The following is a 25,192-nucleotide window of genomic DNA, read 5'->3' as shown; positions in this document are numbered from 1 at the left end:
ACCCTGGACACGCCGTGCGCCACATCCGGGTGATCAGCCCGCCGGACCGCACCGATGCGGTGATCGACTTCCTCCGGGACCGCCCGGGCGTCACCCACGTGACCCTCGCGCGCGCCGGTGCGATCGAACCGGCCGGGGATCTCGTGGGCGCCGATGTGACGCGCGAGGCGGCGCACCGCGTGCTGCGCGGGCTGCAGGAACTCGAACTGCCCGAGCGCGGGGCGATCACCGTCTCGACCGTCGATACCGCGTTCTCCGATGCGGCGGTCGCCGCCGAGGAGGCCGTGCCCGGCGACCCGTCCGACGCGGTGGTGTGGGAGGAGCTCACCGCGCGCACCCGCGAGGAGTCCACGCTCAACGCCACCTTCCTCGCCTTCCTCGCGCTCGCGGTTCTGCTCGCGATGGTCGGCGTGATCACCAACTCCCCGGTCACCGTGGTCGGGGCGATGGTCGTCGGGCCGGAGTTCGGCCCTCTCGCCGCGATCGCGGTGGCGGGCGCGACCGGGCACTTCCGCCTGGCGCGGCGCCCGCTGATCGCCCTCGGCATCGGTTTCCCCGTGGCGATGGTGCTGGCCTGGGTGGTCGCCGAGGCACTGCTCGCCGCCGATCTGTACTCCCGCGATGTGCTCACCGCCGCCGACCAGGTGGACTTCATCTACCAGGTGGGTCCGTTCTCGCTGATCGTGGCGCTGCTCGCCGGTGCCGCGGGAATGATCTCGTTGGTCACAGCGAAATCGGCGGCCCTGGTGGGTGTCTTCATCTCGGTGACCACCGTGCCGGCGGCGGGGTACGCCGTGGTGGCGGCGACGGTCGGGGAGTGGCAACGGGCGCTCGAATCCGCGGGGCAGCTCGGCATCAACCTGCTCGGCATCGTCGTCGCCGGGATGCTCGTGCTGTGGCTGCGCCCCGCGGCCTGGCGCGACCTGCGCGAGGTGGTCGGCCTGTGACCCTCGATGGACTGCAGGATCTCGACGGCGAGGGCCTGACCCGGTTGCAGAGCCGGGTCCGCGGACTCGTCGACGACGAGGGCATCACCTACAACGCCTTCGACGCGCTTCCGCCCGACCCCGGATTCCCGGCCGTCCCGGGACGGTGGCGGCTCGACCCGCTTCCGGTCCTGCTCGGTGCCGACGAATGGGATCGTCTCGCCCGCGGCGCGGCCCAGCGGTCGACGCTGCTCGACGCGGTGCTCCGCGACTTCTACGGCGAGCAGCGGATCGTCCGTGACGGGCTGATTCCACCCGAGTTGCTGTTCGCGCACCCCGGCTTCATCCGGCGCGCCTTCGGCGTCCCCGCGCCCGGCCCCAAGGCACTGTTCCTGCACGCCGCCGACGTCGGCCGGACCGTCGCGGACGGCTCCTACGCCGTGGTCGCGGACCGCACCCAGGCACCGTCGGGCGTGGGCTACGCGCTCGCCGACCGGCGCGTGACCTCCCGCGCGCTGCCCCGCGAGTTCCGCGCCGAGACGCCCCGCCCGGTCTCCTCCTTCGCCTCCGCGCTGCGGGTGCAACTGCTCGAATCCGCGCCCCCCGGCGTCACCGACCCGACCGTGGTGGTCTTGAGCCCGGGGTCGCTGTCCGAGACCGCCTTCGACCAGGCCTACCTCGCCTCCGTCCTCGGCTTCCCCCTCGTCGAGGCCGCCGACCTCACCGTCCGCGACGGCGGCGTCTTCATGCGCGCACTCGGCCGGATGAAACGGGTCGACGTGGTGCTCCGGCGCGTCGACTCCGAGTTCTCCGACCCGCTCGACCTGCGCACCGATTCCCGGCTGGGCGTGGTCGGCCTCGTCGAGATGATGACCCGCGGCGCGGTGACCGTGGTCAACACCCTCGGCTCCGGCGTCCTGGAGAATCCGGCGCTGCACGCCTACCTGCCGCAACTGTGCCGCACTCTGCTCGACGAGGATCTGCTGCTGGCGTCCACGCCCACCGTGCACTGCAGTACTCCCGCCGGCCGCGGGGTGCTCGACGGTCCGCTGGACGGTCAACTGCTGCTGAACTTCTCGACCGGCGAACGGGTGGTGGGCGCGGACCTCACCGCCGCGGCCGCCGACGGGATCCGTGCCCGCATCGCCGAGCAGCCCGCGCTGTGGTGCGCCAAGGAACTCGTGGCCTTCGACACCGAACCGGCGCTTGAGGGCGGCGCCGTGGTGGACCGCGGCTTCGCACTGCGGGTCTTCTCGCTCGGCCAGGAATCCGGGTACACCGTTCTCGGCGGCGGCCTCGGGCAGGTCCTCCTCGAAGGACCGTCCGGCGCGCAGCTGAACTCGTCGGCCGCACGCGATGTCTGGGTGCCCGCCGGGGAGGACACCCGGGCCTCGATGCGGATCGCCACCTCGCCCCGCGCGGGACGCGCGAACGGCACCGCGGCCAGCGGCCCCGTCGCCACGCCCCGCGTCCTGTCCGACCTGTTCTGGATCGGCCGCTACGCCGACCGGGCCGAGGCGATGGTCCGGCTGCTCAGCGTGGCCCGGGAACGGGACCAGGAGTACCGGCACCGGCCGTGGCAGCCCGGTGCCGCCTCGCTGCAGCCGCTCCTCGACGCCGTGGTCGACGTGTCCGATACCGCTCAGCTCGGACCGATCGTGGCGGAGGGCGCCGACCAGTCCGATGTGCTCGCCCGCCTGCGCCGGCTCACCCTCGACACCGAACTGCCGGGCAGCGTCTCCTACGCCGGGGTGCGGCTGCGGGCCTGCCTGCGCGCCGTGCGCGACCAGATGTCCACCGACACCTGGCTCGTGCTCAGCGGCGCGGAACGTTCGCTGGGACGGCTCGCGGCTGCCCGCCACGACGCGGGCGAGCAGCTCGACCAGACTCTCGGCGAGGTCCTGGTGTCCCTGCTCGCCTTCGCCGGCCTCGCCCGCGAATCCCTGGTGCAGGACCCGGGCTGGCTGATGATGGACGCGGGCCGCCGGATCGAACGCGCGCTGCAGCTCGCTGACCTCACCACCTCCGTGGTCGTCCCCGCCCGCGAACCCGAGGTGGAGGCCGGACTCCTCGACGCCTACCTCGTGGCTTGTGAATCGTCGGTGACCTACCGCCGGCGCCACCGCTCGGTGTTGCGGGTCGGCGCGGTCACCGATCTGATGTTCCTCGACGCCGACAACCCGAGGTCGCTCGTCTTCCAGCTCGGCGCGCTGTCCCGCGATCTGCAGGCCCTGCCCGACGAACTGCGCAGCGTGGCGGCCGAACGCACCGCCACCGAGCTGCTCGGACGGCTGCGACGCTTCGATCCGGAGGAGGCCGATATGGTCGCCGACGGTGTCCGCACCGAGATCGCCGGTCTGCTCGACGCCGTCACCACCGGACTGCGGGAGGTCTCCGACGTGCTCGAACGCACCCGCTTCGCGCTGCCGGCCGAGGCGCGGCCGATCGGGGTGGGGGTGGCGCCGTGGGCCTGAGCTTCTCCCGCCGCACTCCGCAGTCGCACAGCCGCCGGTACCGCGTGGTGCACGAGACCACCTACAGCTACGACGCCGAGGTGACCTCCAGCTTCGGACGCTGCTACCTCACCCCGCGCGAGCTCGACGATCAGCGGATCGACGAGCACGCCATCGTGATCGGTCCTGAGCCGACCGACCGATCCGAGGGCGTCGACGCCTACGGCAACACCGACACCTACTTCCACGTCACCACGCCCCACACGCAGCTCAGCGTCCGCGGGGAGTCGATCGTCGAGGTCGATCCGCTGCACGAGTCGATCACCGACGAGGGACCCGCGCTGGCACCGTGGGAGCTGGCCCGGCCCGTGGGCGACGCCGGCGCGATCGCCGCGCAGTACCGACTCGACCAGCGGCCGCCCGAGATCGACGGCGATGTCCGCGCCTTCGCCGATGCGATCTTCACGCCCGGCAAACCCCTCGTCGAAGCCGTCGAGGAACTCACCACCGCGATCTACACCGACTTCACCTATCGGTCCGGCGCCACCAACGTCGCGACCCGCGTGGCCACCGTGATGGAACGCCGCGAGGGCGTCTGCCAGGACTTCGCCCGCGTGGCGATCGCCTGCCTACGGTCCAAGGGGCTTGCGGCGCGGTACGTCTCGGGATACCTCGCCACCGAGCCGCCGCCCGGCCAGGACCGGGTGGTCGGTGCCGGCGCCACGCACGCCTGGGCCGCGGTGTGGTTGCCCGGCGACGTGTGGCTGCCCTTCGACCCCACCAACAACAAGTTCGTCGACGAGCGGCACGTGACCGTGGCCTGGGGCAGGGACTACGAGGACGTGCCTCCGCTGCGCGGCGTGATCTACACCGACTCGCGGGGGTCGTCGATCGACGTCTCGGTCGACGTCGCGCCGCTCGACTGAAGCCGCACCACCGTCGACGCGCGATTGCGCACCAGCCTCTCGTGATGGCTCACCAGGGCGAGCCCGGTCCCCGCCGCCGTCAGCGCGTCGAGCACCCGCAGCACCGCCCGCGCGGTGACCGGGTCGAGCATCGCCACGGGCTCGTCGGCGAGCACGAACCGCGGCTGTTGCACCAGGAGCCTGGCCAGGCACGCGCGCTGCAGCTGACCGTCGCTCACCTGGGAGGGGAACCGTTGCAGTAGCACCGGATCGAGCCCCGCCCGGTTCGCCGCTTCCTGCACCAGACCTGCATCGCGCGGCGTGCCCGCGATGCGCCGCGGCTCGTCGATCACGTCCGCGAGCGACCACCGCGGATTGCACACCGTGCGCGGATGCTGCGCGAGCAGGGCCACCGTGCCCGGCTCGGGGTACCCGGCTCCGCCGCCGTGATCGACGGTGCCGCCGTCCACCGGCACCAGCCCGGCCAGCACCCGGAGCAGGGTGGTCTTCCCCGCGCCGGACGGCCCGAGCACGCCGGTGACGGCGCCCGGCGTGACGGTGACGTCGACACCGTCGAGCACGGCGCGGTCGCCGCGACGCACCACGATTCCCGATCCCACGATCGCGGTCATTCGATCTCCTCGAAGAAGGCGCCGATGTACTCGGTGTCGGGATGGTCGGCGGGCACGCCGTCGGGGGAGCCCGAGTAGAGGATGCGGCCGTTTCGCATCACCGCGAGCGCATCGCAGCCGACATCGAGGACCGCGCGCAGGTCGTGCGTGATCACCAGGACCGCCGCACCCGCATCGGCGTGCCCCCGCAGCAGCGCGAGGACCCCTGTGGCGGTCGCCGGGTCCAGTGCGGAGGTCGGCTCGTCCGCCAGCAGCAGGGTCGGATCGCCCGCCACCGCCGCGGCGACCGCGGCCCGCTGCGCCATCCCGCCCGACAGCTCGTGTGGATACAAGTCCAGCGCCTCCGCCGGCAGACCCGCTGCGGCGCAGAGCTGTTCGGCGGTCCGATCCGCGCCCAGGACATGAATCACCTCGTCGAGCTGGGAGCGCACCGTGCGCACCGGCGTGAACGAGGTGGCCGCGGACTGCGGAACCGTCCCCACCGCGCGGCCCCGCAGGGCCGACCAGGCGCCGTCGCGGGGCCCGAGCCGCCGGCCGTGCACCGTCGCATCACCCGACACGTCGACGCCGGGAGGCAGGAGACCGCAGAGCGCCGACGCGACCATCGACTTGCCGCAGCCGGATTCGCCGACCAGGGCCGTGACCGCGCCGCCGGGCACCGCGAGGTCGACGGAATCCAGCACCGTGTTCGCCCCGGCGCGCACGGTCAGCCCGCGCAGCCGCGCCGTCATCGCCACACCTGCGGGGCCGGTGCGGCGGTCGCCCGGCGGATGCTCGCACCGCACGCCGCGCACACCAGTGCCGTGGCCACCAGGGCGAGCCCCGGCACCGCGAGCGTCCACCAGGCACCCGTCAGCACATCGCCGCGGGCCTGGCCGAGCAGCGACCCCAGGCTCGCGCGATCGGGGGACAGGCCGACGCCCAGGAAGGACAGCGTGCTCTCGTGCCAGACCGCGTGCGGCAGCAGGACGATCGCCGCCACCAGCGCCTGTCCGGAGACGGCGGGCAGCAGGTGCCGGCGCGCCACGAAGAGGCGCGACGCTCCCGCCAGGCGGGAGGTCTCCACCCACCCGGACGTCGTGGCCGCCAGCAGTTCGGCCCGCACCACGCGGGCCACCGACGGCCAGTGCGTCAGCGCGATCGAGGCGACGATCGCCACCGGATCACCGCGCCACAGCGCCGCGATCACCACCCCCACCACCAGGTGTGGGAGGGCGTTCACCCCGTCCACCAGGCGCATCAGCACCGCATCGAACCAGCCTCCCAGCGTGGCGGCCGCCAGCCCCACTGCGAGACCTATCACCGTGGTCAACACCGCGCAGATCGCCGCGAGCAGCAGGGAGATCCGCAGCGCCGACGCCGTGCGCACCGCCAGGTCGTACCCGGAATGGTCGGTGCCCAGCACGGAACCCGACCCCGGCGGGCGCAGGGCAGCAGCGAAATCCGCGACCTGCGGCCCGGCGAGCACGGGTACCGCGACCGCGAAGACGACGATCGCGGTCAGCGCGACCCAGGGCCAGCGCTTCATCCGGCGAGCTCGATCCGGGGATCGAGCCACAGCGCCGCGGCATCGGACAGCGCCGATCCCACCAGCACCGCAGCGGCGGCGAGCACCGACAGTGCGGCGAACAGCGGGAAGTCCAGCGCGATCGCCGAATCCACCAGCGCCGCAGCGACGCCCGGCCAGCCGAAGACCGTTTCCACCACCGCGGCACCCGCGATCACCTCGGGCAGCCGGGTCCCGAGCAGCGCCAGTGTGGGCAGGATCGAGACCGGGCCGATGTGCCCGCGCAGCAGCCGCACGCCGCTCACCCCCCGGGCGCGGGCCCCGCGCACCGCATCGGACCCGGCCGCATCCGCTACGGCCGCCCGCATCGACAGCAGCAGCCAGGGCACCTGGGAGAGCGCCAGCGCGACCAGCGGCAGCACCGCGTGGGAGGCGAGACCCGCCGCGGTGTACGGCTCTCCGGGCACCCGTGCCCCGGAGGTGGGCAGCGCTCGCAGGCCCACCGCGAACACCGCGACCAACACCAGCGAGACCACGAACGGCGGCGTGGCCGCGAGCGCCGTCGCGGCGCCCGTGACCACCCGGTCGAGCACGCCGCCGGTGCGCATCCCGGCGATCCCGCCGAGCGCGATCGCCAGCACCGCGGCCGCGATCAGCGCCGCCGCCGATAGCCCGACCGTGAACGGCAGGCCCTCCGCGAGCACCTCGCTCGTGGGCCGGCTCTGGGTGGCAGAGAAGCCCAGATCGCCCGCCGCCAGCCCGGATATCCAGTGCCACCAGGCCGACCACCAGCTCGCGTCGACCCCGTAGGCCGCGCGCGCCGCCTCGCGCTGCGCCTGCGAGGCCGACTGGTAGTTCGCCCCCAGATAGCCGGCGAGCGGATCGAACGGGGACAGCGAGGCCAGCGCGAACAACGCCACCGAGATCACCGCGAGCAGGGGGACCGCGATCGCCGCGCGGATCAGCAGCAGCCGCCCGACCGCCCGGCCGCGCCGCCGCGGCGGCCTCAGCGTTTCCACGAGGGCAGGTTCCACCACGGGCCCCAGGTGACACCGTGCGCGTGCGGTTCGAGGATCGGCGGCGCGAAGGACCACCCGGCGGACCGCACCGCGTACACGTGATGCAGATGCGCCAGGTACACCGCCGAGGGCTGCGCGACGTACGTGCGCTGCACCTCCCGGTAGGTGGCGTCCTTCTCCGGCCCGGGCCCCAGATTGCGCGCGCGATCGAGCAGGACGTCCAGGCCGGGCGCGGTGAAATCACCCGGGTTGCTGTACGGCGACGAGTTGGGGACCCGCGTGTGCAGGGCGTCGTAACCCTGCGCGTCGATGCTGAAGGGCGTCTCGCCGCCGCCCAACAGGATCGCGGCGTCGCCGGTGCGCTTCTCGATGTCGTCCCAGCTGCTGCCCTGCGGGGTGACGGCGATGCCGAGCGGCTTCATCGCCGCCGCGAAGGCCACCGCCAGGTCGCGGCGGACGGTGTCCTGCGCGTTGTAGAGCAGCGGGAAACTCGCCGTCCGGCCGTCGCGGGTGCGCACACCGTCGGGTCCGGCGCGCCATCCGGCCTCGTCGAGCACGCGTGCGGCACCGGCGGTGTCGACGGCGATCTGCGCCGCGGGCTCGTAGGCGGCGCCGTACACCGAGGAATAGGGCGTGCTCGCCGGCTCACCGGCACCGGCGAGCACGCCGGAGACGATCGCGGCCCGGTCCACACCGAGATTCATCGCCCGCCGCGCGGCGGGGTCGGCGGTGAAGAGGTTGCCCGCGGGCATCGAGACCCCGCGCCAGTCCGCCGATTTCACCGTCATGGTGCGGACACCGTCGCGGCCGTCCAGTGATGCCGCGAGTTTCGGCGGCAGGAGCGCACCGTCGACCTCGCCGGCCCGGACCCGCTGGGCCCGCGCATTGTCGTCCGGGACCAGTGTGTACACCACGCGCCGCACCGCGGGTTGCTCACCGCGGTCCGTCCGGGCGGTGAGGACGGCCTGATCGTTGGCCAGCGAATCCAGCCGGTACGGGCCGGTTCCCACGGGCGCGCGGTTGAGTGTCCACTCCGCGGCGGGGCGTTCCTCCACGCGCTCGGACGGGGCGATGCCGAGCAACAGGTAGGGGGTGGGATCGCCGTCCGTGCTCAGCCGGACGGTGACGGCGCCGTCGCCCTCGGCGGTCACGTCCTCCACCGGGGCGACGTGGGTGGCGATGTCGGCCGCCACTTTCGGATCCCGGGCGGCGCGGTAGGTCGCCGCGACGTCGGCGGCGTCGAAGGCGCTGCCGTCGGAGAAGGTGACGCCGGAGCGCAGCGGGATCCGCCAGGTGCGCGGCCCGATCCGCTCGGGCGCGGCCGCGGCCAGCGCGGGCACCAGATTCGGGACCTGCGCGTCGGTGCCGGCATCGGGCCGGTACAGCCCGTCGTAGAGCGGCGAGACGCCCAGTTCGCCGTAGCCGGTGAGGGGATTGAAGGAGTTGAGCGGTTGACTCTCGGCGAGCACCAGCCGGTCGTCCGCGGTGTCGCCGCCCGACGAGCAGGCCCCCGCGGCCAGTGCTACTGCTGTAATGAGGCCGACGGTGCGGCGGGCGGTGCGCATGCGGGGACCTTATCTGTTCAGGGAGACAGATGTGATGTGAGAGGGCGGCGACGATGGCGGACGATCACCCCGGCGAACCCGAGGCCTGGGCGGCGCGGTTCGCGCTCCTCGGCGATCCGACACGGCTGCGCCTGCTCATCGCGATGCACGATCATCCCGGCCTCGGCGTCGGCGAACTCGCCCAGCGTGCGCAGGTGGGGGAGAACGCCGCCTCGCAGGCCCTGCGGGTCCTCCGGGAGGCCGACTGGGTGCGCACCACCCGCGACGGCCGGACGGTGCGCTACACCCTGCGGTCGGACGTGATCGTCCACCGGATCCTGCACGACATCCTCGGCGTGACCCACGAGCATCGCTGACCAGGAAACACACAGGGAGCCGGGGGCTGGCGGGAAGCCCCGCGACGGCCGCTGGGGTAGGTTGGAATCGATGGTTGCCGCGGTGGGTTTCGAGACGACGCAGGCCGCCCTCACCGCGGTGGAAACGCTCCTCGGGCGCCGCGTGGGGACGCCGGTGGACCTGGGCGACCCCGAAGACCTGGGCGGTTCCGGCCGCACGCTCGTGATGCGGGCGCGCGTGCTGCACAACAACCCGCTGCTCCCGCGGTCCGTGGTGATCAAGCAGCTGCGGCTGGTCGATCACGCGGACCGCGATCACGCCGAGGCCTTCGCCCGGGAGAGCGCGGCCTACAAGTTCGCGACCGCGCTGCCGGTCGACTCGCGGCCCGGCCCGCAACTGCTCGCCTCCGATCCCGAGGCCAAGATCCTGGTGCTCCAGGACCTCGGCGAGGGCGAGACCATGACCGATGTCCTCGGGCGCACTCCCGTCGTCGGCGCATCCATGGTGCTCTCCGCGTGGGCGCAGGCCCTCGGCCGGATGCACGCGGGCACCTACGGTCGCGAGATCGACCTGCACACCCTGGCCCGGCTGGAACACACCGACTCTCGCAACGACCCCATCGCCCGTGAGGCCGAGAAGGCCGTCACCGCGGTCGCCCAGGCGGTCGGCGGCGCCGGCGAGACCACCGGCGCGGTGCTCGACGCTGCGGTCGCGCTGTTCACCGACGGCCCCTTCCGCGCCTTCAGCCCGTCCGATGTCGGCCCCGACAACACCCACGTGGTCGGCGGCGCCGTCCGCTTCCTCGACTACGAATGGGCCGGCTTCCGCGACGGCGCCTTGGACATCGCCTACGCGCTGCTGACCTACCCGGACTGCACGCCCGAGGGTCACTCCACCGACCACGACAGCGCGATCCTCGAGGCCTGGCGCTCCGAGATCGTCCGGCTGTGGCCCCGTCTGGCGGACGACATCGCCCTGCACCGGCACCTGGCCACCGCGAAACTCGCGTGGCTCGTGCTGGCCACGTACTGGGCCCTGGGCCTCGACTCCGCGAGCCGGATCGATGCGGGCCACCTCGATAGCCTCGCCGCCTGGTCGTCGGAGGATCTGGCGACGCGCTGGGACCGACTGGCCGCCGCCGATCCGCGGATCGCGGGGTTCGCCGAGGCCGCTGCCGCGGAGGTCCGCGCCCAGTGACCGAATCCCTGTTCGGTGACGACGGGGACCTCGGCACGCCCCCGGCGACCCCGTCCGGCGGAGGCGAGGTCGATTTCGTCCCCGCGCACGCCGGAACCCCCCTCGCGGTGCGGATGCGGCCCCGCGGCCTCGACGAGGTCCTCGGCCAGGAACACCTGCTCGGCGCCGGAACGCCGCTGCGGCGCCTCATCGAGGGCGCGGGCGCGGCCAGTGTGATCCTGTACGGCCCGCCCGGCACCGGTAAGACCACCATCGCCTCCCTCATCTCGGGCGCCACCGGCCGCCGGTTCGAGGCCCTGTCCGCCCTGTCGGCCGGGGTCAAGGACGTGCGCGCCGTGATCGAGCTGGCCCGGCGCCGGCTCCTGGTCGACGAGCAGACCGTGCTGTTCATCGACGAGGTGCACCGGTTCTCCAAGGCCCAGCAGGACGCGCTGCTGGCGGCCGTGGAGAACCGCGTGGTGCTCCTGGTGGCCGCCACCACCGAGAACCCCAGCTTCTCCGTGGTCTCCCCACTACTGTCCCGGTCGCTGATCCTGCAGCTGCGTCCGCTGGAGCCCGAGCACATCACCGAACTCATCGACCGGGCGCTCACCGATCCGCGGGGCTACGACGGCGCGCTCACCATCTCCGACGAGGCCCGCGACCACCTCGTCCGGCTCGCCGGCGGCGACGCGCGCCGCTCCCTGACCGCCCTCGAAGCGGCCGCCGACGTCGCGCTGGGGGAGCAGGTCGCCGAGATCAGCCTGGAGATCGTCGAGTCCAGCATCGACACCGCCGCCGTCCGCTACGACCGCGACGGCGATCAGCACTACGACGTGATCAGCGCCTTCATCAAATCGATCCGCGGCTCGGACGTGGACGCCGCGCTGCACTACCTGGCCCGGATGATCACCGCCGGTGAGGATCCGCGGTTCATCGCCCGTCGCCTCGTGGTGCACGCCTCCGAGGACATCGGCATGGCCGATCCGCAGGCGCTGCTCGTGGCCACCGCCGCGGCGCAGGCGGTCCAACTGATCGGCATGCCCGAGGCGCGACTGGCCCTGGCGCAGGCCACCATCCACCTCGCCACCGCGCCGAAGTCCGACGGCGTCGTCTCCGCGATCGGCGCCGCGATGGGCGACATCTCCGCCGGGAAGGCCGGCGCGGTGCCGCCGCACCTGCGGGACGGTCACTACGCCGGCGCCGAGGCCCTGGGCAACGCGCAGGGCTACGTGTACCCGCACAACGTGACGGGGGGAGTGGCGCCGCAGCAGTACCCGCCGGACGAGCTGGTGGGTGTCGACTACTACGAGCCCACGGACCACGGCTTCGAGCGCGAGATCGGACCACGGGTAACGCGGCTGCGGGGCATCATCAGGCGCCGGTAAGGTTGACGGGTCGCAACCATCGAAAACCCTCAGTAGAGACGCGAAGGATCACTGTGCAGACCCATGAGATTCGGAAGCGGTTCACGGACCACTTCGTCAAGGCCGGACACACCCAGGTGCCCAGTGCATCGCTGGTGCTGAACGACCCGAATCAGCTGTTCGTGATCGCCGGCATGGTGCCCTTCGTGCCCTTCTTCCTGGGCCAGCAGACCCCGCCCTACGATCGCGCCACGTCGATCCAGAAGTGCGTGCGCACCCTCGACATCGAGGAGGTGGGCATCACCACCCGCCACAACACCTTCTTCCAGATGGCCGGCAACTTCAGCTTCGGCGACTACTTCAAGCGCGACGCCATCAAATTCGCCTGGAGCCTGCTGACGAACCCCGTCGAGGACGGCGGCTTCGGGATGGATCCCGAGCGCCTGTGGTCCACGGTGTACCTCGACGACGACGAGGCCCGCGACCTGTGGCTCGAGGTGGGCCAGGTGCCCGAGCGCATCCAGCGCCGCGGCATGAAGGACAACTACTGGTCGATGGGCATCCCCGGCCCGGCCGGCCCGTGCTCGGAGATCTTCTACGACCGCGGACCGGAGTACGGCGTCGAAGGTGGCCCCGAGGCCGATGAGGACCGCTACATCGAGATCTGGAACCTCGTTTTCATGCAGAACGAGCGTGGCCAGGGCGGCGGCAAGGAGAACTTCGAGATCCTCGGCGAGCTGCCGAAGAAGAACATCGACACCGGCATGGGGATCGAGCGCGTCGCCTTCCTGTTGCAGGGCGTCGACAACGTCTACGACACCGACCTGCTGCGCCCCGTGATCGACCGCGCGCAGGAGCTCACCGGCCAGCGCTACAACGCCGGAGATCCCGAGCACGATCGGCTGTTCCGCGTGATCGCCGACCACACCCGCACCGCCGTGATGCTCATCGAGGACGGCGTGAACCCCGGCAACGACGGCCGCGGCTACGTGCTGCGCCGCCTGCTGCGCCGCGTGGTCCGCTCGGCCCGGCTGCTCGGCGCCACCGGCGAGACCATGGGCGTCTTCATCGACACCGTGATCGCCACCATGTCGCCCTCGTACCCGTCGCTGGCCGACGATGCGCAGCGCATCCGCACCGTGGCCACCGGCGAGGAGCAGGCCTTCCTCAAGACCCTGGAACAGGGCACCACGCTGTTCGGCAACGCGGTGGACGCCACCAAGTCCTCCGGCCGCACGGTGCTCTCGGGCGACGACGCCTTCACGCTGCACGACACCTACGGCTTCCCGATCGACCTCACGCTGGAGATGGCCTCCGAGGCCGGCCTCGAGGTGGACCAGGACGGCTTCCGCGCGCTCATGGCCGAACAGCGCCAGCGCGCCAAGGACGACGCCAACTCCCGCAAGGCCGCGCTCACCGACCTGTCCGCCTACCGCGAGCTGATCGACCGCGGCCCCACCGAGTTCACCGGCTTCGACGAGCTCAGCTCCGACGCCCAGGTCCTCGGCCTGGTCCGCGACGGCGCCCGGGTGCCGACCGCGAACCAGGGCGAGGACGTCGAGATCGTGCTCGATCGCAGCCCGCTGTACGCCGAGGCCGGCGGCCAGCTCGCCGACGTGGGCACCATCACCACCGCGGCCGGGGCGCAGGTCCTGGTGACCGACGTGCAGCGGCTGGCCAAGACCGTGTGGCGCCACCAGGGCACCGTGACCGCGGGCGAGGTCTCCGAGGGCGATCGGGTCACCGTCGCCGTCGACCCGTCGCACCGCCACGGCAGCACCCAGGGGCACTCGGGTACGCACCTCGTGCACGCCGCCCTGCGGCAGGTGCTCGGCCCCAACGCGGTGCAGGCCGGCTCGCTCAACCGCCCCGGCTACCTGCGTTTCGACTTCCGCTGGTCGGGTGCCCTCACCGAGCAGCAGCGCGCCGACATCGAGCAGGTCACCAACGAGGCGGTGCAGGCCGACTACGGCGTGAACACCGAGGTCACCGATCTGGAGACCGCGAAGAAGCGGGGCGCCATGGCGCTGTTCGGCGAGAACTACGGCGATCAGGTGCGCGTCGTCGAGATCGGCGGACCGTTCTCGATGGAGCTGTGCGGCGGCACGCACGTCGCCAGTTCGGGGCTGGTGGGTCCGGTCACTCTGCTCGGTGAGAGCTCCGTCGGATCGGGCGTGCGCCGCGTTGAGGCCTACGTGGGCCTGGATTCGCAGAAGTACCTGGCCAAGGAGCGGGCCCTGGTGTCGGCGCTGTCGTCGTCGCTCAAGGTGCCCGCCGAGGAGGTGCCCGGCCGCGTCGAATCGCTGGTGACGCGCCTCAAGGACGCCGAGAAGGAGCTCGAGAAGCTGCGCGCCCAGGCGGCGCTGTCCGCGCTGTCGGACCTCGCCTCCTCGCCCGAGCGGGTCGGCGCCGTCCGGCTGGTCGCCGCGCAGGCGCCCGCCGGTGTGGCCGCGGGGGAGCTGCGCGGACTGGTGATGCAGCTCAAGGGCCGACTCGGTGCCGAGCCGGCGGTGATCGCGCTGTTCGCCGTGGACGGCGAGAAGGTGCCCTTCGTGGTGGCCGCCAACGACGCCGCCCAGGACCTCGGCATCAAGGCCGGCGACGTGGTCAAGGCCGCGGCCCCGGCCGTCGGCGGACGCGGCGGCGGCAAGGCCGATATGGCGCAGGGTGCCGGCTCCGACGCCTCGGGCGTGGAGGCCGCACTCGCCGCCGTCCGGGCCGAGGTCGTGCGGGTGGCGGGCGCCTGACGGTGAGCGGATCGGCTCCCGCCTGGGAGCGCGGCCGCCGCCTGGCCCTGGACGTGGGCAAGGCGCGCATCGGCGTGGCCGTGTCCGATCCGGACGGGATCCTCGCGACCCCGGTCGAGACGGTCAAGGCGGCCAAGGACGGTTCGGATCTGCGGCGCATCGCGCGCATCGTGGAGGACTACGAGCCGATCGAGATCGTCGTCGGGCTGCCGCGCACGCTGCGCGGCGACCGGGGATCGTCGGCGCACATGGCCGAACAGTTCGCTGAGCGGCTCGCCAAGGTTCTCGATGCCACAGCAAACCCGGCGCCCCGGGTATGTTTTTCAGACGAGCGCTTCACCACGGTGACGGCGCAGCGCGCGCTTCGGGACAACGGAGTGCGCGCGAAGGAGCAGCGAGCCGTGATCGATCAGGCGGCCGCGGTCGCCATCCTGCAGGGATGGCTCGATGAGCGGCGGCCCGTGGTCGACCGCGAGGAGGACGACCAGTGAACGACGGGTGGAACACCGACCGCGCCGAGCCGATCGCGGTCGGCGGTGGACCCACCCGCTCGGAGCGACGTCGCGCCGCGCGGCAGGCGCAGGTCAAGCGCCGCCGCCGGGTGGCGCTCACCGCCATCCTGGTGGTCTTCCTGGTGGTGGTGGGCACGGTGCTGTGGACCATGCGGCATTCCCTGCTCGGGAACGGCGGCAGCCCTGAGGACTACGCGTCCGGGACCGCGGGACCGCAGGTGGTCGTGCACATCACCGGCACCAACAACTCCGACTTCGCGCAGAGCCTCGTGGATGCGGGCGTGGTGAAATCGGTGGCCGCGTTCAACCAGGCCGCCGGCAACAAGCCGATCTCGGCCGGCTACTACGAGCTCCGCAAGACCCTCCCGGCGTCCGAGGTCGTGGACATGATGACCGACCCGGCGCGCTCGCACCGCGTGGGCATGGTGAACGTGCCCGCCGGCGCCCAGCTCGACGACAAGCGCGGCAAGGACAACAAGGTGGCCCGCGGCATCCTCAGCCAGATCTCGGCGGCCACCGCGCACACCAGCGACGGCGTGAAGACGCAGATCCCCGCCGCGGAGTTCGTCAAGGTCGCGGCCACCGCCTCGCCCACCGATCTGGGCGTGCCGCAGTGGGCGCTGGGCACCGTGAACCGGATGAAGGGCGATCACCGCCGCATCGAGGGGCTCATCGCGCCCGGCGTGTGGGAGGAGATCGACCCGTCCGGCTCGCCCGTCTCGATCCTCAAGGGCCTGATCAGCCAGTCCGCGAAGCAGTACGAGGCGCAGGGCCTGCTGAGCGCCAGCCGCACGTCGGCCGCGAAACTGGACCCGTACGAGGTGCTGGTCTCCTCGTCGATCGTCGAGCGGGAGGTCAACCAGGCGGACGATTACCCGAAGGTGGCCCGCGTCATCCTCAACCGGCTGGCCAAGAACCAGAAGCTGGAGATGGACTCCACGGTCAACTACACCGAGGCCGTCACCAGCATCGACGTGCGCGGTGAGCAGCTGCTGAAGAAGACCGAGTGGAACACCTACTCCAAGACCGGGTTGCCCGCCACGCCGATCGGCGCCGTCGGCATTCCCGCCCTGGTGGCCACCGAGAACCCCGCGCCCGGACCGTGGCTGTACTTCGTGACCGTCGACAGCAAGGGCACCACGCTGTTCACGGACGACTTCGCGCAGCACGAACGCAACCGGCAGACCGCCTGCGACAACAAGTTCCTCACCGTCGGGTGCGCGAAGTGACGGTCGGTCCCCGACGGTGCGCCGTGGTCGGTAAGCCGATCGATCACTCGCTGTCCCCGGTGCTGCATCGCGCGGCCTTCGCCGCGCTCGGCCTGGACTGGACCTACGACCGTATCGAATGCGATGCCGCGGGCCTGCCCGCGCTGGTCGCCGGTCTCGGGCCGGAGTGGGTCGGCCTGTCGGTGACCATGCCCGGCAAGTTCGCGGCGCTAGAACTCGCCACCGAACGCACCGAGCACGCGATCCGGGTGGGCTCGGCCAACACGCTCGTCCGGTCCGGTGACGGCTGGCTCGCCGACTGCACCGATGTCGACGGTGCCGTCGGCCTCCTCGACGAGTGCGGGGCCACCGGCGAGAGCGCCGTAGTGGTGGGCGCCGGCGGCACCGCGCGCCCCGTCCTCGCCGCCCTCGCGGATCGGGGTTTCGGGACGGTCACGGTGCTCTCGCGGTCCGAGGAGCGCGCCGCCGATGCGCTGGCGGCCGCGGAATCCTTCGGACTGACCGCCCGGTGGTCGCCGCTGCGCGCGGAGGCGGTCCCGTCGGCCGACGTCGTGGTCTCGACCCTGCCCGGCGCGGCGCAGCCCGAGGACTTCCCGCTCATGGACGCGCTGAGTTCCGCCGCGCCCGCGGTCGCCGATGTCGCCTACGACCCGTGGCCCACGCTCCTGGTGGCCGCCGCCGAGTCGAAGGGCGCACGCGTGGCGGGCGGCCTCACCATGTTGCTGGCGCAGGCCTACCGGCAGACCGAACTCTTCACCGGGTCGCCCGCCCCGCGGGACGCCATGGCCGCCGCACTCGCCACGCACCGGGGCGCATGATGGCCGAGTACCGTCACCGGTTCACGCCGCGCTACTACGAGATCGACCGCCAGGGCGTCATGTTCAACATGTGGTACCTCGGCTACGTGGACACGGCCGTCGGCGGCCTGTTCGAGCAGCTGGGGCTGCGGTTCCAGGACTGGGCGGGTCACGGTTTCGACACCCAGGTGGTGCACGCCGAGCTGGATTACGCCGCGGGCCTGACCGACGACGCCGAATCCGAGCTGATCCTGTCCGTCGGCCGGATCGGTACCAAGAGCTTCACCCTGGAGTTCCTCTTCCGCACCGACCTCGACGCCGCCCAGCCCATCGATGCGGTATCCGGCCGGCTCGTGTACGCCGTGATCGGATCGGGCCCCGGCGGCGCCATCGTGATTCCCGACCGGCTGCGCGCGGCCCTCGAGTCCTGACACAATCCCCGCGTGGAGTGGGGGCTCTTCGGGGGATTCGTGGCGTGGTGCGCGGCACTGTGCTGGTTCGATGTGCGCGAGCGTCGCCTGCCGAACGCGTTGACGGTTCCGGCGGCACTCGCGGCGATCGCCGTCGCGCTGGTGCTCGCCCTCGGGGGCGCGACCGCGACCGCGGCCCTGACCGGATCGCTGCTGTGGACCGGCATCTATCTCGTAGCCTTCGTCGGGCGCGGGGTCGGTGCGGGTGACGTGAAGCTCGCACCGACCCTGGGCGCAGTCCTCGGGGGCGTCGCGGGCGTACCCGCGGTGATCGTCGCCCTCCTCGGCGCCCAGGTGCTCACCCTGGTGTGGGCCGCGGCCACCCGCGACCGGACGGTGCCGCACGGCCCCGCGATGTGTGTCGCGGCGCTGGCCTCCTACCTCGCATTCCGTTGAATCCACGCTGAGCGCAAGGGGTCACAACGCGGAGGGCGAGGCCTACCGTCGATTCCGTGACCGCGTCAAGAACTCGCCCTGTCATCGGGATCGCCCTGGAACCCTTCGGGTGGCATCCCGCAGCGTTCGCCGAGCTGGGCGCGGATCCACTGGAGGCCACCTCCGCGGAGCACTGGGTTGGGCTGGCCCGCTCCGCGGAGGAGGCCGCCGCCGACTTCGTGACCTTCGAGGACTCGTTCACGCTCACCGCGCGCGATCGGCTCACCGGCCGCTTCGACGCCACCCTGCTCGCGGCGCGGGTCGCACCGGCCACCGACCGGATCGGCCTGGTGCCCACCGTGACCGCCACCCACACCGAGCCCTTCCACGCCTCCAAGGCGATCGCCACCCTCGACTACGTGAGCGGAGGCCGTGCCGGGATCCTGCCCACGACCACCGGTCGCGATGCCGATGCCGCGCTTTTCGGCCGCAAACAGGCGCAGGACGCCGCCTCGCAGGCGGTGGAGGCGAGCGAGTACATCACGGTGGTCCGGGATCTCTGGGACAGCTGGGACGACGATGCGGTGATCAAGGACGTGGACACCGGCCGGTACGTGGATCGGGACCGCCTGCACTACATCGATTTCCAGGGCGAGAACTTCTCCGTGAAGGGTCCGTCGATCACGCCGCGCCCGCCGCAGGGCCAGCCCGTCGTGGTGGTCCGCGTGAGTGACGGCGCCTCGGAATCGGTCGCCGCGTCCGCGGACGTGGCAGTCGTGGTCGCGCGGTCCGAAGAGGATCTCGCGAGCACCGCGGCGCGGCTGCACGCCGCCGGCGTGGCGCGGGTCCTGGCCGATGTCACGGTCTACCTCGCGGACTCCGCGCGCACGGCCGTGCGCCGGATCGAGAAGCTCGATCGCCGCGAGGAGCATGCCGACGACACCCTGGTCCACGCCGGGACCGGTGAAGACCTCGCGCTGCTCGTCGAACGCTGGCACGCGCTCGGAGTGGACGGTGTCCGCCTCCGGCCCGGGGTGAACGCCGTCGACCTACCGCGGTTACGCGACTCCTTCGCGCCCCTGATCGGCGGTGCCCCGGCCACCGGGTCGCTGCGGGAGATCCTCGGCCTCACCCGCCCCGCCGCCCGTTTCGCCCGGGTCGGGGGCGCGCTGTGAGCTCGCCGATCGCCCTCAACGTCCTCGATCTGGCACCGATCCCGGCGGGGGCCACCGCGGGCGATGCCCTGCGCAACACCCTCGACCTGGCGCGCCGCGCCGAGGACTGGGGCTACCGGCGGTACTGGGTCGCCGAGCATCACTTCGCGAACGTCGCCAGCGCCGCCCCGGCGGTACTGATCGGTGAGATCCTCGCCGCCACCCGTCGCATCCGGGTCGGCTCCGCCGCGGTGTTGATCGGCTTCACCACCGCGCCCGCGGTGGCCGACGCCTTCGGCGTGCTCGCCGCATTGCACCCGGGCCGGGTGGACATCGGGCTGGGCCGCACCGGGCAGCGCCTGCGCACGGCCCCGCCCGGGGCCCCCGGACCGAACCCGAGGATCGTGGCCGGGTACGAGCGGCTCTACCACCCGAAGGCCGAGCCTCCGGCCTACACCGAGCAGGTCGACGACGTGCTCGCGCTGATCGCCGGGACCTACACCGCGGACGGGCTGCCGCTGCGCTCGCCGGTCGCCGAATCCGCCCAGGGCAGCCCCGTCTGGGTGTTCGGCAGCAGTGCGGGGGAGAGCGCCCAGCTCGCCGGCGCGCGCGGCCTGCCCTTCGTGGCCAACTACCACGTGAGCCCCGCGACCACCGTTGAGGCGGCGAATGCGTACCGGGCAGCTTTCCGGCCGTCGGAGTTCCTCGCCGAACCGCATCTGGTGGTCAGCGCCGATGTCGTGGTCGCCGAGACCTCGCAGGCCGCACACGATCTCGCGGCGGGCTTCCCGGCGTGGGTGCACTCCATCCGGTTCGGTGCGGGCGCGATCGAATACCCGCGCGACAGCGAGAACCTCTCGGATGAGGAGCGGGCGGCCGTCGCCGATCGCACCGATACCCAGTTCGTCGGCGACCCGGGTGTGGTCGCCGCGGGCCTGCACGACCTCGCCGAGAAGACCGGGGCCGACGAACTGGTGGTCACCTCCGTGACCCACGACCACGATGCGCGGCTGCGCAGCCACGAACTCCTCGCCAAGGAATGGGGCCTGTTGTGACAGTAGTACCGGTGCGGGAAGGCGCGTACCGCAAGCAGATCCACCTCGCCGCTCATTTCCCGGGCGTGAACCACAACACCGTGTGGTCGGACCCGGCCGCGCGGAGCCAGGTGGAGTTCGATTCCTTCGTGCACCTGGCGCAGGTGGCCGAGCGGGCCAAGTTCGACTTCTTCTTCCTCGCCGAGGGACTGCGCCTGCGCGAACATCTGGGCAGGATCCACGATCTCGATGTGGTGGGGCGTCCCGATACCTTCACCGTGCTCGCCGGGCTCGCGGCCGTGACCGACCGTCTGGGCCTCGCCGGAACCATCAACACCACGTTCAACGAGCCCTTCGAGGTGGCGCGCCAGTTCGCCACGCTCGATCACCTCAGCGGCGGTCGCGCGGCCTGGAACATGGTGACCAGCTCCGACGCCTTCACCGGCGAGAACTTCCGGCGCGGCGGCTACCTCGCGCACGCCGACCGGTACCGCCGGGCGGATGAGTTCGTCACCGTGGCACGGAAGTTCTGGGACGGCTGGGGCGATGAGGTCGCACACCGCGGCGAGCAGTTCTCGGTGCGTGGCACCGCACCGCTGCCACCCAGCCCGCAGGGGCACCCCGTGCTGCTGCAGGCGGGTGATTCGGGGGAGGGCCGGGACTTCGCCGCCGCCCAGGCGGACGCGATCTTCACCCGGCACGGCAGCCTGGAGTCGGGCCGGGCGTTCTACGCGGACGTCAAACGCCGGGCCGCCGACCGGGGGCGCGATCCCGATCACCTGAAGGTCTTCCCCGGTGCCGCGGCGGTGCTCGGCGACACCGCGGAGGAGGCGGCCGAGAACGCCCGCGAGATCCGGCGCAGTCAGGTGAGCCCGCAGACCGCACTCAACTTCCTGGAGCAGGTGTGGGGACGCGAACTGCAGTCCTACGACCCCGACGGTCCGCTGCCCGATATCGAGCCGGTCTTCGACACGCAGGCGGTGAAGGGACGGGTGTTGCACGCCGACCCGCGCGAGATCGTGGCCACCTACCGGGCCCGGGCCGAGGCGGGCGGGCTGTCGATCCGCGAGCTGGTGATCGAGCTCAACACCCGCCCGCAGTTCGTGGGCACCCCGCAGCAGGTGGCCGACGAGATCGACACCTACATCCAGGCCGATGCCGCCGACGGGTTCATCCTGGTACCGCATCTGACCCCCACCGGGCTCGATGAGTTCGCCGACCGCGTGGTTCCGTTGTTGCAGGAGCGCGGCGCGTTCCGCTCGGAGTACACCGGGACCACTCTGCGGGAGCACCTCGGCCTGCCGGTTCCGCAGCAGCGCAGCGACGCCCGGCAGGTGGGTTAGCGAATATTCACCGGAATCGGACACGGCGCCGGTCGGCAGGAACTACCGTTCGGCCATGACCCAAGGCATGCGTCCCGATCTGTCCGGTGTCGACCCGTTGGTCGTCAATCTCGCCCAGCGGGTGTGCATCGGTGATCTGCCGACGCGTGCCGCCCGGTCCTTCGGGGACCGGGTCGCCCTGGTCGACGGTGCTCAGACCGTCACCTATCGCGAGCTCGAGGCGCGGTCGAACGCGCTGGCGCGTGGGCTCGCCGATCGCGGCTATGTGCGCGGCGACGCCATCGCCCTGCAACTGCAGAACCGCTGGGAGTTCGTCGTCTCCCTGTTCGCCTGCGCCAAACTGGGTGTGGTCGCGATGCCGCTGAACCTGCTGCTCGCCCCCGGCGACGTGGGGTACCAGCTCGGCGACAGCGGGGTGCGCGCCGTGATCACCGAGGACGTCTTCGTGCCGGGGCTCACCGCCGCGCTGGGCGCGACCCCGAACTCCGTGGACGCCGTGTACGTGGTCTCCAACGGAGCCGGTGAGATCCCCACATCGGTGGGCGGCGCGCCCTCGGCGCCGTTCGCCGAACTGCCCTCCGTGGACGATTCGCCGGTGGAGGTGTTGGTCGAGGACCGCGACATCGTGCACTGCCTGTACACCTCCGGCACCACCTCCCGGCCCAAGGGTGTGGTCACCAGCCATGTGGCCGTGCACATCTCGGCCCTGTCCTCGGCGCTGGGCCTCGGGGTGCGGCCCGATGTGGTGCCGGCGGTGCAGCCGATCGCGCTGCCGCTGTTCCACGTGACCGCCCTCGACGCGCTCCTCATGCCGATGCTGATCACCGGCGGCACCGCCGTGCTGCTGCGCGGCTTCGACCCCGCGGCGCTGGCCCGCACGTTCGTCGAGAACCGCGTCACCCACCTGACGCTGCTGCCCATGATGTGGGCGGCGCTGCTCGCCCAGCCCGAGCTCACCGACGAGAACACCGCCCACCTGCTCACCGGGTTGTACGCGATGGCTCCGATGCCGCCCGAACTGTTGGCTCGGGTGCGCGCCCGGTTCCCCGCGGCGGCGGTGATCCTCGGCTCCGGCCAGACCGAGACCACGCCCGCCTCGGAGCTGCAGTGGGCCGGCCACCAGGGCGTCAAGGACGACTCCTGGGGCCCGGCCACGGTGTCCACCGGCATCGCGATCATGGGCCCCGACGGTGCCCTACTCGGCCCCGGCGAGATCGGTGAGATCGTCTACCGTGCACCGCAGCTCATGGCCGGATACTGGAACAACCCGGCCGCGAACACCGAGGCCTTCGCCCACGGCTGGTTCCACGGCGGCGATATCGGCTACCTCGACGAGGACGGCGTCGTCTACTTCACCGACCGCGCGAAGGACATCATCAAGACCGGCGGCGAGAACGTCTCGTCCGTCGAGGTCGAGCGCGTGCTGCTCGGGCACGACGATGTCACCGAGGTGGCCGTGGTCGGGACCCCGCACGAACACTGGGGCGAGGCCGTGACCGCCTTCGTGGTCACCGGCCCCGGCGCGGCCGTCGATGACGCCGCGCTGCTGGACTATGCGCGGGCGAACCTCGCCGGGTTCAAGGCGCCCAAGGAGATCGTCTTCGTCGATCAGCTCCCGAAGACCGCCACCGGCAAGATTCAGAAGCACCTGGTGCGTACTCTGCGCGAGACCCGCACCTAGCCGACGCGGGCGATCTGCGGCGCGATCGCGAGCGCGTCGGTGAGGATCTGCTCGTAGTCGCGGACGTCGAATTCGTAGGGCAGCTCCAGGCGCAGTTCGGTGACACCGTCGAACGACGGGTCTTCCGCGAGGCGCTCGGCGATCTCGGAGACCGGCCCCACCAGATCGGCGGCGAACAGGGTGCGGCGGTCGCCGTGCGCCCCCAGGGTGCGCTCGTACCGCGAGTGCGCGTAATCACGGTAGCGCTGCGCCGTCGCCCGGTCGGCGCCGTCGGTGGGCACGATCACCCTGCCGACCGCGACCCGCTTGCCGCGGCCGCCCGCCGCATGGAACTCGTCGATGAGCCGGCGCTGCACCGTCCCGAAATCGTCGGAGTCGATCCCGGCCGCGGAAACGATGTTCCCGGTCAGCAGGTGCAATCCGGACTCCCCGGTCCACCGCACGGATCCCAGGCTGGTGGCGCCGTACCAGGATCGGTCGACGAGGCCGGGCGTGTGCGGCTGCAGCCGGGGGCGTTGCCGGTTCCCCGGCGATTCGATGGCGGTGTCCGGGCCGCCGAGGTAGTCGCCGCGCAGGTGCTCGACGGTGCGCGCCACGCGCGCGTGGCCGAGCTCGTAGGTGCGCCAGTCACCGTCGAAGACCACGTCCGCCAGGAGCTCGGCGTGCGGCATCCCCGTCGAGAACCCGGCCTGGATGCGGCCCCCGGACAGCGCATCGGCCAGCGAGAGATCCTCGGCGAGCCGGAACGGGTTCTCGTACCCGATGGGGATCACGGCCGTACCCAGCTCGATGGTCGACGTGCGTTGCGATGCCGCGCCGAGGAAGACCGCCGCCGAGGAGATCCCGTGTTCCAGGTGGCGTTGGCGCACCCACGCCCCGCGGTACCCCAGCCGCTCACCGAACTCGATGAGCCGCAGCGTGTCCTCGAGTCCCGCGGCGGGATCGTGATCGAGGTAGTTCCCCGGCGTCAGGAAGGCGAGCGACTCGATCGTGAGCGCCATCAGAAACCGGCCTGGGGGTTGACCTCGGACTTCGGCAGCGCCGCCGCGGGCACCTTCCACTTGTCGAACAGCCGCTGGTACTCGCCGCGGGCGATCAGGGTGTTCACCGCCTGCGCAATGGCCGGGGCGAAGGGCGAGCCCTTGGCGGAGACGAAACCGACCACGGTGGTGGAGTACTCGCCGAGGAACGTGGTGCCGGGCACCTTGTCGACGAGGTAGCGCAGCGACAGCGTGGGACCGAAGTAGGCGTCCACCCGGCCGTTCTGCAGGCTCAGGATGATGGCGCCCTGCTCATCGAGGTACTGCACGGTGTAGGCGGGCTTGCCCTTCGCGGTGCACTGCTCCACGCCCTTCTCCAGGATCTGCTGGAAGGTGGTGCCCGATCCGGTCACGATCTTCTTGCCGCACAGGTCCTCCAGCGTCTTCACCTCGGTCAGACCGGAGTTCGCGGAACCCACGAAGGCCTGGCCGTCGTTGAGGTAGGTGGCGAAGTCCACCACCTGCAGGCGCGGTTTGGTGACGCCGAAGTTGCCCTGCCCCACCTGGTACCGGCCGTTCTGCACGCCCGGGATGATCGTGGAGAAGGTGCCGATGTCCTGTTTCCAGGTGATGCCGAGCGCCTTCGCGACCGCGTTGCGCAGGTCCACGTCGAGGCCCACCGGGTTGCCGTCGGGGACCTCGCCGCCGTGCGGCAGATTGTTCACGCCGGGCTGCCGGGTGAGGCCCAGCGTCACCTCCGTGGTCCCGGCCGGCAGGAGGGCCTTCGCCGCCGGGTCGACGGCGATCGACGAGACCACGTCCTCGGTGGGCACCGGGTAGGCGGAACTGGACGCGGCGGTGTCGGTCGACCCGCCGCCGCAGGCGCTGAGTAGCGCAGCGGCCGCGGCGGTGGCGGCGAGAAGGGCGAACGGACGGGCGGACCGGGCGCGGCTGCGCATGACGGTGCTCCTTGCGGGGATGGGG

At 72.0% G+C, this 25,192-nt stretch carries 23 protein-coding genes; 16 read left to right on the top strand and 7 right to left on the bottom strand.

Annotated elements, in window-relative coordinates; all coding sequences use genetic code 11:
• Window positions 1-14: 14 nt before the first annotated feature.
• Genes ABD108_RS11135 through ABD108_RS11125 form a run of 3 tightly spaced genes read left to right on the top strand, consistent with a single transcriptional unit; the run spans window position 15 to window position 4,305 of the window.
• Window positions 15-947 (top strand): DUF389 domain-containing protein, encoded by a 933-nt coding sequence (locus ABD108_RS11135; RefSeq protein WP_220659005.1) that lies wholly within the window; start codon window positions 15-17, stop codon window positions 945-947.
• Complete coding sequence (locus ABD108_RS11130) at window positions 944-3,400, top strand: circularly permuted type 2 ATP-grasp protein (RefSeq protein WP_343930311.1); 2,457 nt, start codon at window positions 944-946, stop codon at window positions 3,398-3,400. Before ABD108_RS11135 ends, ABD108_RS11130 begins: the two co-directional genes overlap by 4 nt.
• Window positions 3,391-4,305: a transglutaminase family protein gene (locus ABD108_RS11125; RefSeq protein WP_343930310.1), complete on the top strand. Its 915-nt coding sequence runs from the start codon at window positions 3,391-3,393 to the stop codon at window positions 4,303-4,305. The genes ABD108_RS11130 and ABD108_RS11125 overlap by 10 nt, the downstream gene beginning before the upstream one ends.
• On the opposite strand, the gene ABD108_RS11120 is transcribed toward ABD108_RS11125, so the two are convergent.
• The 5 genes from ABD108_RS11120 to ABD108_RS11100 are packed head-to-tail and all read right to left on the bottom strand — an operon-like array spanning window position 4,245 to window position 9,007.
• Window positions 4,245-4,916, bottom strand: a complete 672-nt coding sequence (locus ABD108_RS11120) for an ABC transporter ATP-binding protein (RefSeq protein WP_343930309.1) — start codon at window positions 4,914-4,916, stop codon at window positions 4,245-4,247. The two genes, ABD108_RS11125 and ABD108_RS11120, sit on opposite strands and share 61 nt — an antisense overlap.
• Window positions 4,913-5,647 carry an ATP-binding cassette domain-containing protein gene (locus tag ABD108_RS11115; protein WP_343930308.1) on the bottom strand — a complete coding sequence of 245 codons (735 nt, stop codon included), beginning with the start codon at window positions 5,645-5,647 and terminating at the stop codon, window positions 4,913-4,915. Before ABD108_RS11115 ends, ABD108_RS11120 begins: the two co-directional genes overlap by 4 nt.
• Window positions 5,644-6,444: an ABC transporter permease gene (locus ABD108_RS11110; protein ID WP_343930307.1), complete on the bottom strand. Its 801-nt coding sequence runs from the start codon at window positions 6,442-6,444 to the stop codon at window positions 5,644-5,646. The genes ABD108_RS11115 and ABD108_RS11110 overlap by 4 nt, the downstream gene beginning before the upstream one ends.
• Window positions 6,441-7,442 carry an ABC transporter permease gene (locus ABD108_RS11105; RefSeq protein WP_255585807.1) on the bottom strand — a complete coding sequence of 334 codons (1,002 nt, stop codon included), beginning with the start codon at window positions 7,440-7,442 and terminating at the stop codon, window positions 6,441-6,443. The genes ABD108_RS11110 and ABD108_RS11105 overlap by 4 nt, the downstream gene beginning before the upstream one ends.
• Window positions 7,430-9,007, bottom strand: coding sequence for an ABC transporter substrate-binding protein (locus ABD108_RS11100; protein WP_343930306.1), 1,578 nt, complete (start codon window positions 9,005-9,007; stop codon window positions 7,430-7,432). The genes ABD108_RS11105 and ABD108_RS11100 overlap by 13 nt, the downstream gene beginning before the upstream one ends.
• 53 nt (window positions 9,008-9,060) lie before the next feature.
• Here ABD108_RS11100 and ABD108_RS11095 point away from each other — a divergent pair, with 53 nt between their 5' ends.
• From ABD108_RS11095 to ABD108_RS11035, 13 genes are all read left to right on the top strand, one after another.
• A complete protein-coding gene (locus ABD108_RS11095; protein WP_305110719.1) occupies window positions 9,061-9,363 on the top strand; it encodes an ArsR/SmtB family transcription factor in 303 nt (100 codons plus the stop codon).
• A 70-nt stretch (window positions 9,364-9,433) separates the two neighbouring features.
• Window positions 9,434-10,540: a hypothetical protein gene (locus ABD108_RS11090; RefSeq protein ID WP_220658997.1), complete on the top strand. Its 1,107-nt coding sequence runs from the start codon at window positions 9,434-9,436 to the stop codon at window positions 10,538-10,540.
• Window positions 10,537-11,907 (top strand): replication-associated recombination protein A, encoded by a 1,371-nt coding sequence (locus ABD108_RS11085; protein ID WP_343930305.1) that lies wholly within the window; start codon window positions 10,537-10,539, stop codon window positions 11,905-11,907. The genes ABD108_RS11090 and ABD108_RS11085 overlap by 4 nt, the downstream gene beginning before the upstream one ends.
• A 53-nt stretch (window positions 11,908-11,960) precedes the next feature.
• The gene (alaS, locus tag ABD108_RS11080) at window positions 11,961-14,633 is read left to right on the top strand and encodes an alanine--tRNA ligase (protein WP_343930304.1); all 2,673 of its coding nucleotides are present in this window, start codon (window positions 11,961-11,963) and stop codon (window positions 14,631-14,633) included.
• A gap of 2 nt (window positions 14,634-14,635) precedes the next feature.
• Entirely contained in the window at window positions 14,636-15,124 is a 489-nt protein-coding gene (gene ruvX, locus ABD108_RS11075) for a Holliday junction resolvase RuvX (RefSeq protein WP_305110717.1), read from the top strand.
• Window positions 15,121-16,374, top strand: a complete 1,254-nt coding sequence (locus tag ABD108_RS11070; RefSeq protein ID WP_305110716.1) for an endolytic transglycosylase MltG — start codon at window positions 15,121-15,123, stop codon at window positions 16,372-16,374. The genes ruvX and ABD108_RS11070 overlap by 4 nt, the downstream gene beginning before the upstream one ends.
• Window positions 16,362-17,192 carry a shikimate dehydrogenase gene (locus ABD108_RS11065; protein ID WP_425579776.1) on the top strand — a complete coding sequence of 277 codons (831 nt, stop codon included), beginning with the start codon at window positions 16,362-16,364 and terminating at the stop codon, window positions 17,190-17,192. The genes ABD108_RS11070 and ABD108_RS11065 overlap by 13 nt, the downstream gene beginning before the upstream one ends.
• A complete protein-coding gene (locus ABD108_RS11060; protein ID WP_220658991.1) occupies window positions 17,192-17,602 on the top strand; it encodes an acyl-CoA thioesterase in 411 nt (136 codons plus the stop codon). Before ABD108_RS11065 ends, ABD108_RS11060 begins: the two co-directional genes overlap by 1 nt.
• A 12-nt stretch (window positions 17,603-17,614) precedes the next feature.
• Window positions 17,615-18,037, top strand: a complete 423-nt coding sequence (locus ABD108_RS11055) for a prepilin peptidase (RefSeq protein WP_343930302.1) — start codon at window positions 17,615-17,617, stop codon at window positions 18,035-18,037.
• 56 nt (window positions 18,038-18,093) lie between these two features.
• Window positions 18,094-19,191 (top strand): LLM class flavin-dependent oxidoreductase, encoded by a 1,098-nt coding sequence (locus ABD108_RS11050; RefSeq protein ID WP_343930301.1) that lies wholly within the window; start codon window positions 18,094-18,096, stop codon window positions 19,189-19,191.
• Window positions 19,188-20,225, top strand: a complete 1,038-nt coding sequence (locus ABD108_RS11045) for an MsnO8 family LLM class oxidoreductase (protein WP_343930300.1) — start codon at window positions 19,188-19,190, stop codon at window positions 20,223-20,225. Before ABD108_RS11050 ends, ABD108_RS11045 begins: the two co-directional genes overlap by 4 nt.
• Window positions 20,210-21,547 carry an NtaA/DmoA family FMN-dependent monooxygenase gene (locus tag ABD108_RS11040; protein WP_343930299.1) on the top strand — a complete coding sequence of 446 codons (1,338 nt, stop codon included), beginning with the start codon at window positions 20,210-20,212 and terminating at the stop codon, window positions 21,545-21,547. Before ABD108_RS11045 ends, ABD108_RS11040 begins: the two co-directional genes overlap by 16 nt.
• Before the next feature lie 55 nt (window positions 21,548-21,602).
• Entirely contained in the window at window positions 21,603-23,228 is a 1,626-nt protein-coding gene (locus ABD108_RS11035; protein WP_343930298.1) for a class I adenylate-forming enzyme family protein, read from the top strand.
• On the opposite strand, the gene ABD108_RS11030 is transcribed toward ABD108_RS11035, so the two are convergent.
• On the bottom strand, window positions 23,225-24,229 hold the full coding sequence (locus tag ABD108_RS11030) for an LLM class flavin-dependent oxidoreductase (protein WP_343930297.1): 1,005 nt from the start codon (window positions 24,227-24,229) through the stop codon (window positions 23,225-23,227). The two genes, ABD108_RS11035 and ABD108_RS11030, sit on opposite strands and share 4 nt — an antisense overlap.
• Window positions 24,229-25,167 (bottom strand): ABC transporter substrate-binding protein, encoded by a 939-nt coding sequence (locus ABD108_RS11025; RefSeq protein ID WP_305110706.1) that lies wholly within the window; start codon window positions 25,165-25,167, stop codon window positions 24,229-24,231. Before ABD108_RS11025 ends, ABD108_RS11030 begins: the two co-directional genes overlap by 1 nt.
• Between the last annotated feature and the right edge of the window lie 25 nt (window positions 25,168-25,192).

Origin of the sequence: Tsukamurella strandjordii (genome assembly GCF_039525985.1) — a bacterium.
In the GTDB taxonomy this organism is placed as follows: domain Bacteria; phylum Actinomycetota; class Actinomycetes; order Mycobacteriales; family Mycobacteriaceae; genus Tsukamurella; species Tsukamurella strandjordii.
This window is presented reverse-complemented; position numbering and strand designations above follow the sequence as displayed.